The organism is Streptococcus oralis, from assembly GCF_001578705.1.
GTDB lineage: Bacteria > Bacillota > Bacilli > Lactobacillales > Streptococcaceae > Streptococcus > Streptococcus oralis_J.
In genome coordinates this window covers 96,654-114,230 of record NZ_KQ969037.1, presented here as the reverse complement: position 1 = coordinate 114,230, position 17,577 = coordinate 96,654, and the positions used below count along the sequence as shown (strand labels likewise).

The window sequence follows — 17,577 nt, the reverse complement described above, 5'->3', positions numbered from 1 at the left end:
CTCCTATCTTACTTTTCTAGTTTGATTGTAAATTAATTTTAGCTTGGTCAAAAACTGCTCGACCTGACTCATATCATTTTCCAGATCTAGACTTAGGCGCACAGCTGACTGGGCCTTATCTTTATCCACTCCCATGGCAATCAAGGTACCCGCAGGTTTTCCTGCCTTGGACGAACAAGCCGAGGTTGTGGAAATGAAAATATCATAGTCTTCAAAGGCGTGAACGATGACTTCTCCACGAACACCCTTAATCCCAAAAGTCAGGATATGAGGGGCAAAGTCTTCCTCGTCTGAAAAGACAAAAATATCCGGATAATCCAGAAGGGCTTGGCGAATGACTGCCTTCATCTGCCCTGTCTTACTAGCAAAGATATCTAACTTTTCCATAGCCAAACGGAGAGCCTTGGCTGTCGCTGCAATTCCTGCTACATTTTCAGTTGTCGAACGATAGTCTCCCTCTTGACCGCCACCTGTTAAAAGAGGCATGATCCTCTTACCAGACTTGATATAGACAAAGCCAACACCTCGGACACCATGAAACTTATGACTCGAAAAGGTTGCGAAATCCACTCGATCTGTCAGATAGTTTTCAGTCGGAATCTTAGCGAGTGCCTGAACCGCATCAACATGGAAGGAAATGGTCGGCTTATCTGCTAACAGTTTCGAAATAGCCTCAATAGGTTGGATAGAGCCAATTTCGTTGTTAACTGCCATGATGGAGACGAGAGTCGTATCAGGTCGTATCAAATTCGCTAGAGCCTCAACATCCACAAATCCTCTGCTATCAACTGGGGCAATATCCACCTCAAAACCTTGACTTTTAAGCCAAAGGGCTGATTCCTTGACTGCTGGATGTTCAATAGCTGACACAATAATGTGCTTGCCAAACTGGGCTTTTTCAAAGGCCACACCCTTGATGACCCAGTTATCTCCTTCTGTTCCACCTGAGGTAAAGAAGATTTCATCACTTTTCTTGCCAATCAAATCTGCAATTTGCTGCCGGGAAGCATCTAAAATTCGTGTTGCCTGATCTCCCAAACGATGGAGACTAGACGGATTTCCTACAATTTTTGAAGCGACCTGCATGTAAGTTTCAAGTGCTTCAGGATAAGGCTTAGTTGTCGCCGAATTATCAAAGTAGATCATGTTTTCTCACGCTTTCTAAAATCACTCCTTCTATTGTATCACGAAAAGAGACCTGCGACAAGAAAGGGAGGTTTCTCTTTTTTTAAGATTTTTTTAAAGAAATGAGGTATAATAAATCATAATCAAAGGAGAGTATCATGTCTAACTATCGTAGAACTTCTAATAAATCAAAAACAGAACACATCAAAAAGGGATTTACTGTCTTTCAAAAAACGATTGCTACCATCGGTAGTATCCTTGGCCTAATTACCGCTACTATTACCATCATGAACGCTATGGATAATAACAAAAACAACAAAAAAGAACCAACGACAACTCAAACAACTGTTGTCAAGGAAATTCAAAAAGAATCCCCTCAGGAAAATACTACACCTAACAAGGACAACACTTCTATTAAAGAAAATACCCCGCAAGAAGAAACTCCTCAATCCAACACGAAAGAGGAGAAAAAAGAAGAACAGAAAACAACAACTCAGGATTCTTCTACACCTTCCTCAACAAAAGAAACAACTGATAGTGGAAACTCGTCCAAAACGACTAGTTCCGAAAACAAAAGCAATCAATAACCACTAAAATAGCTTCCTTCCAGCTTTGGAAAGAAGCTATTTTTTATTGTTGCAATACTTTTCGCGGTTTGGTTCCTTCAGCTGGACCGATAACACCTGCCATTTCAAGTTCTTCCATAAGGCGGGTTGCACGGTTAAATCCAACCGACAAACGACGTTGAATCATCGAAGCACTGGCTTTCTGCGTCTCGATAACCAGAGCCTTAGCTTCTTCAAAGAGCGGATCGCCACCAGCTTCACCGTCAGAGACATCTCCTTCATTTTCAGGAACATCTCCTGGGTCAAAGCTTTCATCGTAGTCCGCATCCGCCTGATCCTTGATGAAGTTTACGATGCGTTCAACATCATCATCCGAAATAAAGGATCCTTGCAGACGGACTGGGTGATTTTCATCAATTGGTTTAAAGAGCATGTCTCCTCGACCAAGCAGTTTTTCAGCGCCATTCTCATCCAAGATAGTTCGTGAATCTGTACCTGAAGAAACTGCAAAAGCCACACGAGACGGGACATTGGCCTTGATAAGACCAGAGATAACATCAACCGATGGCCGCTGCGTTGCGAGAATCATGTGAATCCCTGCAGCACGCGCCTTCTGTCCGAGACGGATGATGGCATCTTCCACTTCCTTGCTGGCCACCATCATGAGGTCAGCCAACTCATCCACAATGACAACAATCAAAGGCAGGGGTACTTGTTTGTACTCAGACTGGCTATTAAATTCTTCGACCTTAGCATTGTAACCAGCGATATTTCGCACTCCAACCTTAGCAAAGAGTTCGTAACGGTTTTCCATCTCATCCACGACCTTTTGGAGAGCCTTGCTGGCCTTGCGTGGATTGGTGACAACTGGAATCAAGAGATGGGGAATATCATTGTAAACAGACAACTCAACCATCTTAGGATCGACCATCATAAACTTGACCTGGTCGGGTCTTGCCTTCATGAGAATGCTAGCGATAATGCCATTAACTGCGACTGACTTCCCTGATCCTGTCGAACCTGCAACAAGTAAGTGGGGCATTTTGGAAAGGTCAAAGGTGCGAGCAGTTCCATTGACAGCCTTACCTAGAGGTATTTCAAGGAGATTTTCTGGTTTTGTTTGAGACTGTTCCCAGAGTTCACGGAAGGAAACGGTCGCAATCTCAGAGTTGGGCACTTCAATTCCAACTAGGGATTTTCCAGGGATCGGAGCTTCAATCCGAACATCCTTAGCTGCTAGAGCTAGCGCTAAGTCGTCTGCTAGATTGGAAATGCGGTTAACCCGTACCCCAACGGCTGGCTTGACTTCATACTTGGTAACTGATGGTCCAATTTCAGCCCGTTCAACCGTTACCTTGATACCAAAGCTGGCAAAGGTTTCTTCTAGGATTTTGATATTTTCTCGAACAATCTTCTTTTCCTTGGACTGATCTTTGGGTTTATCTGGCGCAAAGAGTTGCAAGCTTGGCAGCTTGTATTCGAGGGCTTCTTTGGCAGAAAAATCAACCTGCACCTCTTCATCCTCAAAGTCTTCTTCCACATCTGGAACGTCAAAGTCAGTTTGAGGGAGGATAATCTCCGGTTCACTCCATTCCTCCCCAGGAATTGGTGGGAGATCGTAGTCTGGTACTTCTGATAAGATTTCTCCCGTTTCAGGATCTACAGGAGGAAGCGGTAGTGCATCCTGTTCTTCTTGTTCTCTCTGAATTCTGGCAGCTTCTTCAGCTTCTTGACGAGCCTTCTCTTCTTCTCTCTTGATGAAGCGTTCCTGTTTTCTCTGTTCCTGTTTTGCCATAAACGATCTGAACTGAGCTCCAATAAAGGCTGCAACATCATAAATAGACCAAGGACTAACCAAGAGTGCCCCAACTAGAATCAAAAGAACTCCAATAAAGTAGGAGCCGATATTTGAGAAAAGAAAGGCAATGGGGATATAGAGTCCAACACCAAGTAAGCCTCCACCAGCGAAGCTAGTCACTCGCATACCAGTCAAGTCCGTCAGAACTTGAGCCAAGGTTCCTTTTAAAACTGACTGCTCCAAGCCATATTTCCATACCAAGTAGGCCTCAAAAATCAAGAGTAAGCCAGCGAAGATACAGAGAAATCCTGACAGAAGTCCCTCTTTCTTGCGGATCCATTTAAATAGAAAAAGATAAATGAGAAGGGCACCAATGGCCACATAGGCTAAACTCCCGACCACCAGTCGAATGAGATTATAAAGGGTGATACCAGCCGCACCGAGTTTTAGGGCAGCAATGACCAATAATAAGGCAATTCCTAAGGAAATCAACATCCTCTGAATAGCCTGTTTTCTTTCGAGTTCTGCTTTAGACGGTCTTCGTCTTGTCTTTGTAGTATTCTTGTTTGCCATTCTTCTATTATATCATATTTCATAGCCATTTCGAATAGAGAAAAAGATTGCACCAAATGGTACAATCTTTCTATTTTGATACTTTTTTATGCTTGTGGCTTGCGTAGGTAACCATAAACCACTCCACTTACAATTGCTCCAATCAAGACAAAGACTAGGTAAAGTAGGGCATTTGAAGTAAGGGCGATGACGAAGATTCCTCCGTGTGGCGCCATGAGTTTGATACCTGCAAGACCAACGAGTCCACCTGCTACTGCCGAACCAAGGATAAAGCTTGGGATCGCACGAGCTGGGTCAGCGGCACCAAATGGAATCGCTCCCTCGGTGATAAATGACAAGCCCATGATGATGTTTGTCAAACCAGAGTTGCGTTCTTCTTTGGTAAATTTATCTTTGAAAAGAAGAGTTGCGACGAAGATGGCAAGTGGTGGCACCATTCCTCCAGCCATAACTGCCGCCATAGCTACAGAACCACCTGAAGAAACAGTCGCTGCAAGCGTACCTGTACCAAAGACATAAGCCGCTTTGTTGACTGGTCCACCCATGTCGACAGCCATCATTCCACCAAGAACAATACCAAGAAGGACAGCTGAACCTCCTCCAAGACCGCCTAGGAAGTCATTCATAGCAGTGTTGATTGCTGCCATTGGAATGTTAACAGCCAGCATGACAAATCCTGTCAAGATTGTTCCAAGAAGTGGCAAGAGAAGGATTGATTTAGCACCTTCAAGTGAACGAGGAACTTTAACGTATTTCTTGATAGCAAGAACCAAGGCACCTGCGATAAATCCACCAACAAGGGCACCTAGGAAACCAGATGATACACCTGCAAGAGTTGAAGTTGCTTCACCACCTGCGGCATAAGGAATTTTACCAAAGGCAAAACCTTCTTTGGCAATAGCACCAGCAACGAAACCAGCTACCAAACCTGGTTTTTCAGCGATAGAATAGGCTACATAACCTGCAAAGACTGGGAGCATCAAGCCAAAGGCAGCGCCACCAATTTTCATGAACATAGAAGCTAGTTCATGGTAGGATCCGAGATTGCCAAGATTTTCATTTGGAACACCCAAAGCTCCGTCGATCAAGAAAGCAAGGGCAATCATGATACCACCACCGATAACGAATGGCAACATTTGTGATACACCACTCATCAAGTGTTTGTAGAAGGCACCACCAAGGCTTTGTTTTTCATTAGATGCTGTTGCAGCTTTTGCTCCATTAGCAGCACGATAAACTTCAGCATCTCCTGAAAGAGCCAAGTTAATCAACTCTTCTGTCTTACGGATACCGTCTGCAACTGGACGATTGATCAATGGTTTGCCATCGAAACGATCCATCTCAACAGCCTTGTCTGCTGCGATGATAACAGCTTTAGCCTTGCGAATGTCCTCTGCAGTCAATTGATTCCCAACACCGCTGGCACCGTTGGTTTCGACCTTGATCCCAACACCCATTTCAGCAGCTACTTTTTGAAGGGCTTCTTGGGCCATGTAAGTGTGGGCAATACCTGTCGTACAAGCTGTAACAGCTACGATAAAGTCACCAGATTCATTGGCAGGTGCTTGAACAGGTTCCTCAGCTTTTTCTGAAGCTTGGTCAAAAAGTTCGATGACTTGGTCAGCTGATGTTACTTGACGAAGTTTGTCTGCAAAACCGTCTTTCATCAAGTATTGAGACAATTCTGCCAAGGCAGCCAAGTGAGTATCATTGGCACCTTCTGGAGCTGCAATCATGAAGAAGAGGTCAGTTGGTTGCCCATCCAAGCTCTCATAGTCAACACCCTTGTTTGACTTAGCAAAGAGAACCGTTGCTTCTTTGACAGCAGAGTTTTTACTGTGGGGCATAGCAATTCCGTCACCCAAACCAGTGGAAGTTAGAGCTTCACGCGCTAAAATTCCTTCTTTAAATATTTCAAAATCCGTCACATAATCGTGATCTACCAGGCTTTTAATCATCTCTTCGATAGCTGCTGTTTTTTCAGTTGCCTGCAAATCCAGCAACATGACATCTTTTCTCAATAAGTCTTGAATTTTCATCGTTTTTCTACCTCAATTTTTTCATATGTTTCTTTTATAAATGCTGCAGTTGCCAAGTCATCAGAGAAAGTAGTTGCTGTCCCACAAGCCACTCCCCATTTGAAGGCCTCTACTGCGTCTTTTGATTTGACAAATTCACCGGTAAATCCAGCAACCATAGAGTCACCAGCACCAACTGAATTTTTGACCGTTCCCTTGATTGGTTTAGCGAAGTAAGCTCCCTCAGATGTGACAAGAAGTGCACCATCTCCAGCCATAGAGATGATAACGTTTTGAGCACCTTTAGCCAACAATTCTCGAGCATAGTTCTCGATTTCATCTAAACTTTCGAGTTTCACTCCAAAGATAGCTCCAAGCTCGTGATTGTTTGGTTTAACCAATAGTGGCTGGTAGTCTAAACTATCAATCAAGGTCTGTCCTTCAAAGTCACAAACGACTTGCGCACCAGTCTGGCGTGTCAATGCAATCAAATCTTTGTAGATGACATTTCCTAGGTTTTTAACACTCGAACCTGCAAACACAACCGTATCATCTGCTGTCAGACTAGACAAAATAGCTTTCAATTCTTCTAGATGAGCTGGTTCCACATTTGGACCCGTTCCATTGATTTCTGTTTCTTGGTCTGCTTTAATCTTGACATTGATGCGAGTATCTTCTGCTACTTGAACAAAACGTGTCTCGATTTCCTCTTCTGCCAAAGTATCTGTGATAAATTTACCAGTAAAGCCTCCGATAAATCCAGTCGCTGTATTTGGAATACCCAAGCGTTTCAAAACACGACTGACATTGATTCCTTTTCCACCAGCAAACTTATCATCACTGTCCATACGATTGACACTGCCAACTTGGACTTGCCCCAAGCGAACGATATAGTCAATGGATGGATTGAGTGTGACTGTATAAATCATACTTCTATTACCTCCGTTTTCTTCTTAATGGCCTGCAAGAGCTCATGCCCTTGACTTGTGATGACAATAGCGCGTTTAAGTGGTGCTACCTTGGCAAAGCAAGTTTGACCAATCTTTGACGAATCGACCAAGACATAAGTCTGTTTGGCATTCTCCAAAATAGCACGTTTCACAGCTCCTTCCTCCATATCTGGAGTCGTATAATAGCCATCGTCCACACCATTCATCCCGATAAAGGCACGATCAAAGTGCAATTGATTGATTTGGTTAAGAGCAACACCGCCAATACATGCATCTGTTGCCATCTTGACACTTCCTCCAACCATGACAGTTGGAATCTGTTTTTCAACCAACTGAACCGCATGGTGAATGGAGTTAGTCACAACTGTGATATTCTTATTAACCAATTCCTTGATTAAAAAAGCAGTTGTCGTTCCAGCATCGATAAAGATAACATCTTTTTCCTTGATAAGAGAGGCCGCTTTCTGAGCCAGCAGTTTCTTTTCTTGAAGGTTTTTGATAGATTTTTCTTGGATGGTTTCTTCTTCCTGCAAGGAGTGTGGCAATTCTGCACCACCATGCACACGGCGAAGCTTGTTTTCCGCCTCCAACTCATCCAAATCTCTTCGAACCGTTGATTCTGATGTTTCTAATAGACTAACCAATTTTTCTAGGGAAACTACATGATGTTGATTTAACTCCTCTAAAATCAGTTGCTTCCGCTCAGTTTTTAACACCAAACCACCTCCTGTTATCGTTTACACTATTCATTCTAGCACATTCTCCACCAAAGTCAAGCATTTTTTGTCACTTTCTTTCAAATTCTATCATTTTTCTTATTTCCAAAATTTTTATTGCAAGATAAGTGGCTTTATGGTAGACTATTTGAGTAAGTATTGGAAGATTACTCAAGAGGCTTAAGAGGCCGTGTTGGAAACGCGGTAGGCGTGTAACAGCGTGCGTGGGTTCGAATCCCATGTCTTCCGTAGAAAAAAGAAAAACTGCACCTCAATGCAGTTTTTTTATCGCAAGCATTTAAAAATCAAATAATACAAACACTATATGATTTCATAAAACAAAAGGATATAGATTTCTAGGATACGACAAAAATGTTGTATCCTTTGTTATATCCTTTTTTAGCAAAAGAATACCAAGGAATACAAAAGGCAAAAACAAAAAACGTTGATTTAACAACGTTTTTCCAAGGTTGGTGAAAGAATAATGGAGCCGGTGGGAGTCGAACCCACGTCCAAACACCTGCCAACATATTTGTCTACAACCATAGGTTATGTATTGTTTTAACAGTCCCTCGACACATAACTCAAGCCTAGGAACTGCGAGTCTATTAATCTCTTATCAAACCACTAGACAAGGCTTGATCGTATCTCGCTAATCATAAGACCTATCATTGAACACGAGCAATCCAAATCAGGTCACGCCTGCTGGTTTTTAGGCAGCTAGAGCGTAAGAAGTGTTATTTTTTGCAGTTATATTTAACTGAGCGTTTACGTCGCCACACGGGTTGCAAAATATGCCTCATAATGCCTGTCGAATCCGTAACGACCCCAAGATTATAGAACTATTATAACCTATCTTCATAAAAAATGCAAAATCAAGCCAATTCTTTAGAAAAGATATGTTTTCAAGGCTTCTGATAGGGCCTGATAACCCGCTACACTTAGATGGAGGCCATCTGTTGTATAGGCTGATTGAAGCTGTCTTTCTGAATCTGTCAAACTATCATAAATCGACACAAAATCCACCTGCATATAGGCGGATGCTAGAGACTCATAGGCTTGATTCCATTCTCTAATCTTTTCATTGGTTCGGATATAAACGGTCTGCTTGTATTTCTCTCCCTCATTGACTGGCAAAATGGAAAGGAGCTTTATTTGTGACAACGGATAATCTCGGGCAATTGATTGGATAACTCGCTCAAGATTATCCAAGGCTTCATTCATAGGGACATCTTTTCCGATATCATTTGTCCCAATTAAGAGAACAATTTGATCCACAGCATCACCATAAAGATGGGCATCCAAATTCTCTAATAAAAGTTTCGTCTGGTAGCCTCGGATGCCACGATTGACAATCGTCTTAGCAGTCCCGAGTAACTCTTGCAGAGGGTAATACTCCACAATTGAATCTCCGATAAAGATGATATCTGGCTCTATAACAGAAACTTGATTCAATTCACGATACTTGATTTGAATCTTTTCTTGCTCCTTTAAGAGCCAATTCTCTAATAACTGTACTGCCACCTTATCCCTCTTTCTCTAGCCAATTCTCTAGGACCTGATAAACACCCGCCTGGCTGTTAGCTGGCGCTAGAGCAGTCGCAACTGCCTTAGCCTCATCATCTGCATTTTCCATAGCATAGGCAATTCCAGCCAGTTCTAGCATTTCGACATCGTTTTCGCTATCACCGAAAGCCATGATTTGTTCCGATTTTAAATTCCAGCGCTTAAGTAATTCTTCCAATCCCCAAGCCTTGTGAACACCAGCCTGTAGGATATCGATACAACCATAACCGCTGGAAACAGCTCTCACACTACCATCAAAGAGGTCATTGATTTCCTGCAAAACAGAACTGGATCGCTCTTCACCGACGACCATGCTCATTTTAAGCACTCCACCAAAGAGATCAGCTTGCAAATCTTCCACAAAATTCATTCGTTGATAGAGTCTTTCAATCATCTCTGGAGTCATAAATTTATCAAGTTCTGTAAAAACGGTTCCTTTCTTGACAAAACCTCCATTCATACTGGTGACGACGAACTGATCTCGGCACTCTCTCTCTTTAAAATGAGCTAAAGCCTTATCAACCATAGCATCATCCCAGGTCTGCGCTTGAATCAATTTATTGTTTTCAAAAATTCGCGCCCCATTGGCAACTACTAGGACTACTCGTTCAGCCAAGTGTCCCAATAGTTCTCTCATACGATGGATTTCATTTCCCGTCGCAATGACAAAACGGATGCCCCGCTGATCCAGCTGATCTAAAATCTTTTCTAAACGTGGCAAGTCCAGTTGCCCTCTTGGATCCAGCAAGGTTCCATCCATATCTGTTGCAATAATCTTAATCGTCATTTTACTTCCTCTGGATTCAAGCTAGTCCCACTTCAACCCTACATGTTCATTCATTTCTTTATAGGCCGTGTCAATTCGTTCCTTGGTCGCTTCATCCAACTTGTCACGGTGGCTGCCCCCCTCAATGAAGTCCTCTAGGATATAGGTCTGATAGAGGAAGAGCGGATAACCTTCTGGAGAGTATGTTCCTTTAGGCGTCCGATTGACCCAAGTCGGATGCGCTTTAGCCGTTTCAATCCTTGTCTTGCCATCTTTTTTCTTAATGGTCACATCCATGAGAACACCACGCTCCGTCCACTTGGCATTTTCCTCGTCTTGCATGGTTTCAATGCGCTGGTTTGAGAGGAAATTTCCCATGGAATAGATGATCAATTTTTTGTCACCATCTTTTTCAACCGTTTCAGCAGGTTCAACTACGTGAGGGTGCCCTCCAAAGATAATATCAGCTCCCCAGTCAATCATCTTGTGGTACAGTGTTTTTTGTTCTTCCGTCGGTTCTAGCTGGTACTCAATTCCCATCTGAGGCATGATGATAGTAATATCCGCTTCTTGCTCAGCGCGTTCAATTTCTGCCTTCATCTTATCTTCATTCAGATCAGAAAGATAGCGATTATAGTCCTCTTGAGAGATATACTGCTCAATGCCATTAAAGCCATAGGAATAAGCCAAGAGAGCTACCTTGATACCATTGACTTCCTTAATAACAAGGGGAGACTTGTCCCGTGGTTCCTTTGTATAAACTCCTATGGGCGTCATTCCAGCCTTTTCAATAGCTTGAGCCGTTGAAACCACTCCCTCTATCTGAGAATCCAGGATGTGATTGTGGGCCAGATCTAAAACCTGATAGCCTGCATCCTTAATCGCATCCATCACCTCACCAGGTGCATTAAAAAGAGGATAACCTGCCAAATAGTGGTCCTTGTTCACAGTTCCTTCAAAGTCGCCAATCACCAAATCCGCTTGCTTGAGCCAAGGTTTGACATACTCAAAATTTTCATGGAAATCATAGGTTCCATCTTCTTTAAGAGCTGTTCGGTAGATGGGGATATGGTAGAGAAGGTCACCATTTGCCATGATACGCGCCGTCGTTTCACCAGACTGATTTTCCTTGGATTGACTAGACGTTGTAGTCTGACTGTTAGAACTTGTTATCTTGTTACCTTGTACTGCTCGAACCAGCAAGTTCAATCCCATAGACAAGGCAACTGCAAGTAGCAATACCGTAATAAACTGAGCATTGGTCCAAGATTTATAATTTCGAAAGAAACTAACACTAGTTCTCCACACCCCATAAAGAGAACCACGAGACCGTCGATCTTGTCGCTTTTCCATCTTTATCCCTCCTTGCTTCTTGATGCAAGTCTTTTCTTTAATTATACCACAGACAAAAGGGGAATATCGTTTATTATATTATTTTTTAGAAACTTCTGCGACTTTCTTTCTGATCTATTTTGTGTTATCATGTAGAGGTAATGAAAGGAGAGAAAATGTCTGCTATAGAACGTATTACAAAAGCTGCTCATTTGATTGATATGAAAGATATTATCCGTGAGGGAAACCCAACTCTACGCGCGGTTGCTGAGGAAGTGACTTTTCCATTGAGTGATCAAGATATCATCCTTGGTGAAAAGATGATGCAATTCCTTAAACATTCCCAAGATCCTGTCATGGCAGAAAAGATGGGACTCCGTGGTGGTGTTGGACTTGCTGCTCCCCAACTCGATATCTCAAAACGCATAATCGCTGTTTTAGTGCCCAATATTGTGGAAGAAGGTGAAACTCCACAGGAAGCCTACGATTTACAAGCCATTATGTACAATCCAAAAATCGTATCCCACTCTGTTCAGGACGCTGCTCTTGGCGAAGGAGAAGGTTGCCTATCTGTTGACCGTAACGTGCCAGGCTATGTTATCCGTCATGCCCGCGTTACTGTTGACTACTTTGATAAGGACGGCGAAAAACACCGTATCAAGCTTAAAGGATACAACTCCATCGTTGTCCAACATGAAATTGATCACATCAACGGAATCATGTTCTACGATCGTATCAATGAAAAAGACCCATTTGCTGTTAAAGATGGTTTACTGATTCTTGAATAAAGAAAATTCCGTTGCAAGACGGGGTTTTATGTTATAATAGAGGCATGAAAACAAATGATATTGTCTATGGCGTCCACGCCGTTACCGAAGCCCTCCTTGCAAATACAGGAAACAAACTCTATCTCCAAGAAGATCTAAGGGGAAAGAATGTTGAGAAAGTCAAGGAACTTGCTGCTGAGAAAAAGGTCTCCATCTCTTGGACCTCAAAAAAATCCCTCTCTGAAATGACCGAAGGCGCTGTCCATCAAGGATTTGTCCTTCGAGTTTCCGAATTTGCCTATAGCGAGCTGGATCACATCCTTGCAAAAACACGACAAGAAGAAAATCCTTTTCTATTGATTCTGGACGGGTTAACTGACCCCCATAATCTAGGTTCTATCTTGCGAACAGCCGATGCGACCAATGTTTCAGGCGTCATCATTCCCAAGCACCGTGCTGTCGGAGTGACTCCTGTCGTTGCCAAAACGGCCACAGGCGCCATTGAGCACGTACCGATTGTCCGAGTGACCAACCTCAGTCAAACCCTAGACAAACTCAAGAATGAAGGATTCTGGACCTTTGGAACAGATATGAACGGTACTCCTTGCCACAAGTGGAATACAAAAGGGAAAATCGCCCTCATCATCGGAAATGAAGGAAAAGGCATCTCTAGCAACATCAAAAAACAGGTCGATGAAATGATTACCATTCCTATGAATGGACATGTTCAAAGCCTCAATGCCAGTGTTGCTGCAGCCATTCTCATGTACGAAGTTTTCCGAAACAGACTATAAAAAAGTATCCAATCACTTGATTGGAAACTTTTTTATGATTATACTCAATGAAAATCAAAGAGCAAACTAGGAAGCTAGCTGTAGACAGCTCAAAGCACTACTTTGAGGTTGTAGATAAGACTGACGAAGTCAGTAACATATATACGGCAAGGCGAAGCTGACGTGGTTTGAATTTGATTTTCGAAGTGTATTAACTATGTTCTGTGATAAATTTATAGGCTTCTTGACCAGCGATAGCCCCATCTCCAACTGCTGTTGTGACTTGGCGAAGATCTTTTTGGCGAACATCCCCAACCGCAAAGATACCGTCAACGGCAGTCTTCATGTGGTTGTCTGTCACAATCCATCCTGCCTGATCTTGAATATTCAAGTCCTTGACAAAATCACTAACAGGATCCAAACCAACATAGATAAAGACACCTCCAAAGGCTTGCTCTGTCACTTGACCCGTCTTTACATTTTCAAATACAACTGACTCTACTCGGCTTTCACCTTTGATCTCTTTGACTACAGAGTCCCAGATAAAGCTGACTTTCTCATTTGCAAAGGCACGGTCTTGCAAAACCTTTTGAGCACGAAGTTCATCTCGACGGTGAACAATGGTAACAGTCTTGGCAAAGCGAGTCAAGAATAGAGCTTCTTCTACCGCAGAATCTCCACCACCAACTACGAGCAAGTCTTGGTCACGGAAGAAAGCTCCATCACAGACCGCACAGTAAGAAACACCTCGACTATTTAGTTCTTCTTCTCCAGAAACACCTAAAAGACGGTGTTTAGACCCAGTTGCCACGATGACAGTGCGAGTTTCGTAAACTTGGTCATCAGTGATGACCTTCTTATAGTCAGAATGATTTTCAATCTTTTCAACAAATCCATAAAGGTGCTCTACTCCAAGATTTTCAAGAGGTTCAAACATCTTCTCTGCCAATTCAGGTCCACTGATATTGGCATATCCAGGATAGTTTTCGATATCAGAGGTGTTGTTCATTTGCCCACCTGGCAGACCACCTTCAATCAAAGCCACTTTCAGATTGCTTCGAGCGGCATATAAGGCAGCTGTCATTCCCGCAGGTCCAGCACCGATAATAATTGTATCGTACATTTCGATTCCTTCTTTCTTGTTGTAACTATTTTTATTCTAACTCATTCTTGCTAGTCACGCAAGGATTATGCCTTGAAAACCAAGAGCAAACTCATGACGGCAAAGGATAACACCGGAACGACCAAAACTCCAATCATAATCATATCATAGAGATGAGCTTGGCGAGCCTTAGCTGTCTTGTCCACACCAGACATGGCTCTCAATCCAATCCAAATCCCCAGAAAAATCACGACAAGAATGGTCGTTAAGATCAAACTCTCGAAATACAAAGAAAATAAATGCAGTAGCATAATCTCTCTCGTTTCTATCTTTTTTAAAGAGTAAACTCAGCTAGTCCAACTAACTGAGTTTCCCTTTTTCTATTATATCAAATATAAGTCCGTTTGTAACTAGCAAAGAATTCTTTTGTTCGTTCTTCTTTCGGATGATTGATGATGTCATCCGGTGTGCCAGACTCGATGATTTTCCCTTTATCTAGGAATAAAACCTTGTCTGCTACTTGGGCTACAAAAGACATATCGTGACTGACCAAAATCATGGTCTGACCAGACTTGGCAGCGTCTGCAATAGACTTTTCTACTTCACCGACCAACTCTGGGTCAAGGGCTGAAGTGGGCTCGTCCAAGAGCAAGACATCTGGTTTCATAGCAAGCGCACGCGCGAGGGCAACCCGTTGCTTTTGTCCACCTGATAAATGGCGAGGATAATGGTTTTCACGGTCAGAAAGACCAACCTTGGCCAACTCTTCCTTAGCGATTTTTGTTGCTTCCTCGTCCGATAATTTCTTAACGACAACCAAACCTTCCTTGACATTGTCAAGAGCAGTTCGGCGTTCAAACAAATTAAACTGTTGGAAAACCATGGACAACTTGCGACGAAGGGTTAGGATCTCTTCTTGGCTAATCTGAGAAAAATCAACTGTAAAATTGTCAATCTGAATCGTTCCACTATCTGGAGTTTCAAGGTAGTTCAAACTACGAAGAAAGGTTGATTTCCCAGCTCCAGATGAACCAATCAAAGCCACTACTTCTCCCTTTTGAATATCCAAGTTCAGATGATTCAAGACTGTCTGTCCTGAAAAGGATTTGCTTAAATTCGAAATCTTAATCATTAACGAAGGTCTCCTTTCACATCTGTAGACACTGCATCCGGCGCTGAGATAGCCATTTTTCTCTCGATGAAACGGCCGAGGCTTTCAATTCCGATATTGACTACCCAATAAACAAGAGCAACGGAGATGAAACGTTCAAAATAGCGATAATCAGCTCCACCCAAAATCTGAGCCTGGGCAAAGACCTCCACAACACCTGCGCTAAAGGCTAGAGAAGTTCCCTTGGTCAAGCCGATTAGGGAATTAATCAAGGTTGGAGTCGCAACAACAGCCGCATTTGGAATAATCACGCGACGATAAACTTGAGCACGAGTCATACCCAGACTACGCGCCGCCTCAATTTCACCTGGATTAACAGAAAGGATGGCTGCACGAATGGTTTCGCTGGCATAAGCCGCCTCATTAAAGGCAAAAGCTACAATCGCAAAGGTTGCTGCTGGAATAGCATTGATATTGAAGCTGGTTCCCCATTGTTGATTGAGTGCTTTCAGAGCAAGTGGAATCCCGTAGTAGGTCAACATAAGCTGAACCAAAATCGGTGTCCCTTTTAAAAAGCTGACAAAAAAGGCCTGCAAGGGATATAAAATCTTAACACGATTGATTTTAACAATGGCAAAAACCAAGGCCAGCACCAAACCAAAAATCGCACCTCCAAGCGTCAACATCAAGGTTGTAGGCAGTTGTTGGACAATCCTTGGAATTCCATCAAAAACCGAACGCAAGCTAAAGAGCTTACCATCCGGAATGAGCTGCATCAAACTTTGGTACCAATCTGATGCTAAAAATGTTGTAACAGTCATAAAAACATCCTCTCCTGATAATGATTCATTCTATCATACTTCTGCTCGCAAGCAAATTATTTGCTACGGGCTGCTCAGACTTTGTCTATCTTCTAGTTTATCACACTTTAAAACAGGAAGGCTATATATTTTACCTATCAAGGAGATAAATAAAAACTATCTCAAACCTAAGTCCTCATAGGGTTTTCTATAGCCGATTTGTTTAACAGCACCATTCTCCACCAGAATTGGACGTTTCAATAACATGCCATCACTCGCTAGAAGCTTGGCTGCTTCTTGCTTTGACAAACTTCCCACCTTATCTTTCAAGCCCAATTCGCGGTATTTGATCCCGCTAGTATTGAAAAATTGTTTCACTTCAAAACCGGAAGTTTCCAACCAGTTCAAAATCACGTCTTCACTTGGGGTTTCTTCTACGATGTGGACATCTTGGTATTCCAGTCCAAGTTTATCCAATTCATTTTTTGCTTTCTTACAAGTTGAACATTTTGGGTATTCGATAAATTCTAACATCTTCTTTTCTTTCTATTTTTTATTTTCTTGAAATGCTGCACCTTCATGTTGCAAGAGCCAGGCTTTCTTTTCGACTCCAGATGCATAGCCTGTCAAGCGATTTCCTGAACCCATCACACGATGACAGGGTACGAGGATGGACCAGGGATTGCGCCCCACTGCTCCGCCAATCGCTTGGGCAGAAGCCACTTGCAGGTCTTGAGCTATTTGTCCGTAAGTTACTGTTTGCCCATAAGGAATGCTCTGCAAGTAAGCCCAGACTCGCTTTTCAAAATCTGTTCCAATAGGAGCCAAAGGTAAGTCAGATAGATCCTGAACCCTGCCTTCGAAATAGGTATCTAAATAGGAAATGACTTGCTCTAATACAGGATGATTAACAACTTCTTCTATTGTTTTATCTCCTAATCCCCTCTCAAAATGCTTCTGGTCCTGTACCCAAATTCCATACAGATATTGCTCGTCAGCAACTAAGGATAAGGTCCCAATTGGCGACGGGTAGAGCATTTTTACGTACTTATTCTGCTTCATTTTTTTAATTTCTGATAGGCCAAGCGTTCCCCATCAACTGGAACTTTCCCGACCTGTTGGAAGCCTAGCTTTTCAAAAATATGCTGCATGGCCTTGTTTTCTGCATGCGTATCTGAACGAAAATCTAGATAATCAAATCCTTCAATCAAGCCTTCTAGGAAAGTCTGAGCAACTCCCTGACCTTGGACATCTGTTGCTACGGCGATACGGTGAAAGACCAGATATTCTGACTCTCTCCCTTGCCAATTTCCTTCATAAATCGCTTCATAGGCTTCTTCTGGACTCTTGATCACAGCAGCATAAGCCAGTAAGTCTCCTTCTTCCAAGGCTACATAGGCTTGACCTGAGATAATATCATCAATAATGATGTCAGCATTTGGATAGCCATTTTGCCACTGGTCACTTCCTGACTTGGCTAAGCATTTTTTGGCATCCTCCATCACCTGCATAATCGCCTCTACTTCGTTTGGAAAAGCTAAACGAATCTCCATCTTTTCTCCTCTCTTCTGACTAGTTTCTCTCATCATAGCATAATTTAGGGCTTTCTACAAG

Annotated in this window: 18 protein-coding genes, 1 tRNA gene and 1 other RNA gene; 4 read left to right on the top strand and 16 right to left on the bottom strand. The window is 42.7% G+C overall.

Annotated features, from left to right (window positions below):
* Nucleotides 1-3: 3 nt before the first annotated feature.
* A complete protein-coding gene (locus SORDD05_RS00510) occupies nucleotides 4-1,146 on the bottom strand; it encodes a cysteine desulfurase family protein (protein ID WP_061416522.1) in 1,143 nt (380 codons plus the stop codon).
* 137 nt (nucleotides 1,147-1,283) lie between these two features.
* Between SORDD05_RS00510 and SORDD05_RS00505 the strand changes: the two genes are divergently transcribed.
* On the top strand, nucleotides 1,284-1,712 hold the full coding sequence (locus SORDD05_RS00505; RefSeq protein ID WP_061416520.1) for a DUF6556 family protein: 429 nt from the start codon (nucleotides 1,284-1,286) through the stop codon (nucleotides 1,710-1,712).
* A gap of 43 nt (nucleotides 1,713-1,755) precedes the next feature.
* Here the strand turns inward: SORDD05_RS00505 and SORDD05_RS00500 are convergent, their stop codons facing one another.
* From SORDD05_RS00500 to SORDD05_RS00485, 4 genes are all read right to left on the bottom strand, one after another.
* On the bottom strand, nucleotides 1,756-4,062 hold the full coding sequence (locus tag SORDD05_RS00500) for a DNA translocase FtsK (RefSeq protein ID WP_081102433.1): 2,307 nt from the start codon (nucleotides 4,060-4,062) through the stop codon (nucleotides 1,756-1,758).
* Nucleotides 4,063-4,148: 86 nt separating this feature from the next.
* Nucleotides 4,149-6,101 carry a PTS fructose transporter subunit IIABC gene (locus SORDD05_RS00495; RefSeq protein ID WP_061416516.1) on the bottom strand — a complete coding sequence of 651 codons (1,953 nt, stop codon included), beginning with the start codon at nucleotides 6,099-6,101 and terminating at the stop codon, nucleotides 4,149-4,151.
* On the bottom strand, nucleotides 6,098-7,009 hold the full coding sequence (gene pfkB, locus SORDD05_RS00490) for a 1-phosphofructokinase (protein WP_061416513.1): 912 nt from the start codon (nucleotides 7,007-7,009) through the stop codon (nucleotides 6,098-6,100). The genes SORDD05_RS00495 and pfkB overlap by 4 nt, the downstream gene beginning before the upstream one ends.
* Nucleotides 7,006-7,746, bottom strand: a complete 741-nt coding sequence (locus SORDD05_RS00485) for a DeoR/GlpR family DNA-binding transcription regulator (protein ID WP_061416511.1) — start codon at nucleotides 7,744-7,746, stop codon at nucleotides 7,006-7,008. The genes pfkB and SORDD05_RS00485 overlap by 4 nt, the downstream gene beginning before the upstream one ends.
* Before the next feature lie 161 nt (nucleotides 7,747-7,907).
* Here SORDD05_RS00485 and SORDD05_RS00480 point away from each other — a divergent pair.
* A tRNA-Ser gene (locus SORDD05_RS00480) sits at nucleotides 7,908-7,995 on the top strand.
* Nucleotides 7,996-8,228: 233 nt separating this feature from the next.
* Here the strand turns inward: SORDD05_RS00480 and ssrA are convergent.
* The 4 genes from ssrA to SORDD05_RS09750 all read right to left on the bottom strand — a co-directional run bounded on the left by ssrA (nucleotide 8,229) and on the right by SORDD05_RS09750 (nucleotide 11,431).
* Nucleotides 8,229-8,576: a transfer-messenger RNA gene (gene ssrA, locus SORDD05_RS00475) on the bottom strand.
* 58 nt (nucleotides 8,577-8,634) lie between these two features.
* Entirely contained in the window at nucleotides 8,635-9,270 is a 636-nt protein-coding gene (locus SORDD05_RS00470; protein ID WP_061416509.1) for an SGNH/GDSL hydrolase family protein, read from the bottom strand.
* Nucleotide 9,271: 1 nt separating this feature from the next.
* On the bottom strand, nucleotides 9,272-10,099 hold the full coding sequence (locus tag SORDD05_RS00465; protein WP_061416507.1) for an HAD family hydrolase: 828 nt from the start codon (nucleotides 10,097-10,099) through the stop codon (nucleotides 9,272-9,274).
* Nucleotides 10,100-10,120: 21 nt separating this feature from the next.
* Nucleotides 10,121-11,431: a CapA family protein gene (locus tag SORDD05_RS09750; RefSeq protein WP_081102432.1), complete on the bottom strand. Its 1,311-nt coding sequence runs from the start codon at nucleotides 11,429-11,431 to the stop codon at nucleotides 10,121-10,123.
* A 155-nt stretch (nucleotides 11,432-11,586) separates the two neighbouring features.
* Between SORDD05_RS09750 and def the strand changes: the two genes are divergently transcribed.
* Nucleotides 11,587-12,198 carry a peptide deformylase gene (gene def / locus SORDD05_RS00450; RefSeq protein ID WP_061416505.1) on the top strand — a complete coding sequence of 204 codons (612 nt, stop codon included), beginning with the start codon at nucleotides 11,587-11,589 and terminating at the stop codon, nucleotides 12,196-12,198.
* Between the two features lie 44 nt (nucleotides 12,199-12,242).
* Entirely contained in the window at nucleotides 12,243-12,971 is a 729-nt protein-coding gene (gene rlmB, locus SORDD05_RS00445) for a 23S rRNA (guanosine(2251)-2'-O)-methyltransferase RlmB (RefSeq protein ID WP_061416503.1), read from the top strand.
* Between the two features lie 190 nt (nucleotides 12,972-13,161).
* Here rlmB and trxB read toward each other — a convergent pair whose 3' ends face one another.
* The 7 genes from trxB to SORDD05_RS00410 form a co-directional block, all read right to left on the bottom strand.
* Complete coding sequence (gene trxB / locus SORDD05_RS00440) at nucleotides 13,162-14,073, bottom strand: thioredoxin-disulfide reductase (protein ID WP_061416502.1); 912 nt, start codon at nucleotides 14,071-14,073, stop codon at nucleotides 13,162-13,164.
* 65 nt (nucleotides 14,074-14,138) lie between these two features.
* On the bottom strand, nucleotides 14,139-14,363 hold the full coding sequence (locus SORDD05_RS00435) for a DUF4059 family protein (protein WP_000924294.1): 225 nt from the start codon (nucleotides 14,361-14,363) through the stop codon (nucleotides 14,139-14,141).
* A 77-nt stretch (nucleotides 14,364-14,440) separates the two neighbouring features.
* Nucleotides 14,441-15,184 (bottom strand): amino acid ABC transporter ATP-binding protein, encoded by a 744-nt coding sequence (locus SORDD05_RS00430; RefSeq protein ID WP_061416500.1) that lies wholly within the window; start codon nucleotides 15,182-15,184, stop codon nucleotides 14,441-14,443.
* Entirely contained in the window at nucleotides 15,184-15,984 is an 801-nt protein-coding gene (locus SORDD05_RS00425; RefSeq protein WP_061416498.1) for an amino acid ABC transporter permease, read from the bottom strand. Before SORDD05_RS00425 ends, SORDD05_RS00430 begins: the two co-directional genes overlap by 1 nt.
* A 156-nt stretch (nucleotides 15,985-16,140) precedes the next feature.
* Nucleotides 16,141-16,497 carry an arsenate reductase family protein gene (locus tag SORDD05_RS00420; protein WP_061416496.1) on the bottom strand — a complete coding sequence of 119 codons (357 nt, stop codon included), beginning with the start codon at nucleotides 16,495-16,497 and terminating at the stop codon, nucleotides 16,141-16,143.
* Nucleotides 16,498-16,509: 12 nt separating this feature from the next.
* Nucleotides 16,510-17,025, bottom strand: coding sequence for a methylated-DNA--[protein]-cysteine S-methyltransferase (locus SORDD05_RS00415; RefSeq protein ID WP_061416494.1), 516 nt, complete (start codon nucleotides 17,023-17,025; stop codon nucleotides 16,510-16,512).
* Nucleotides 17,022-17,516 (bottom strand): GNAT family N-acetyltransferase, encoded by a 495-nt coding sequence (locus tag SORDD05_RS00410; RefSeq protein WP_061416492.1) that lies wholly within the window; start codon nucleotides 17,514-17,516, stop codon nucleotides 17,022-17,024. The genes SORDD05_RS00415 and SORDD05_RS00410 overlap by 4 nt, the downstream gene beginning before the upstream one ends.
* Nucleotides 17,517-17,577: the final 61 nt, after the last annotated feature.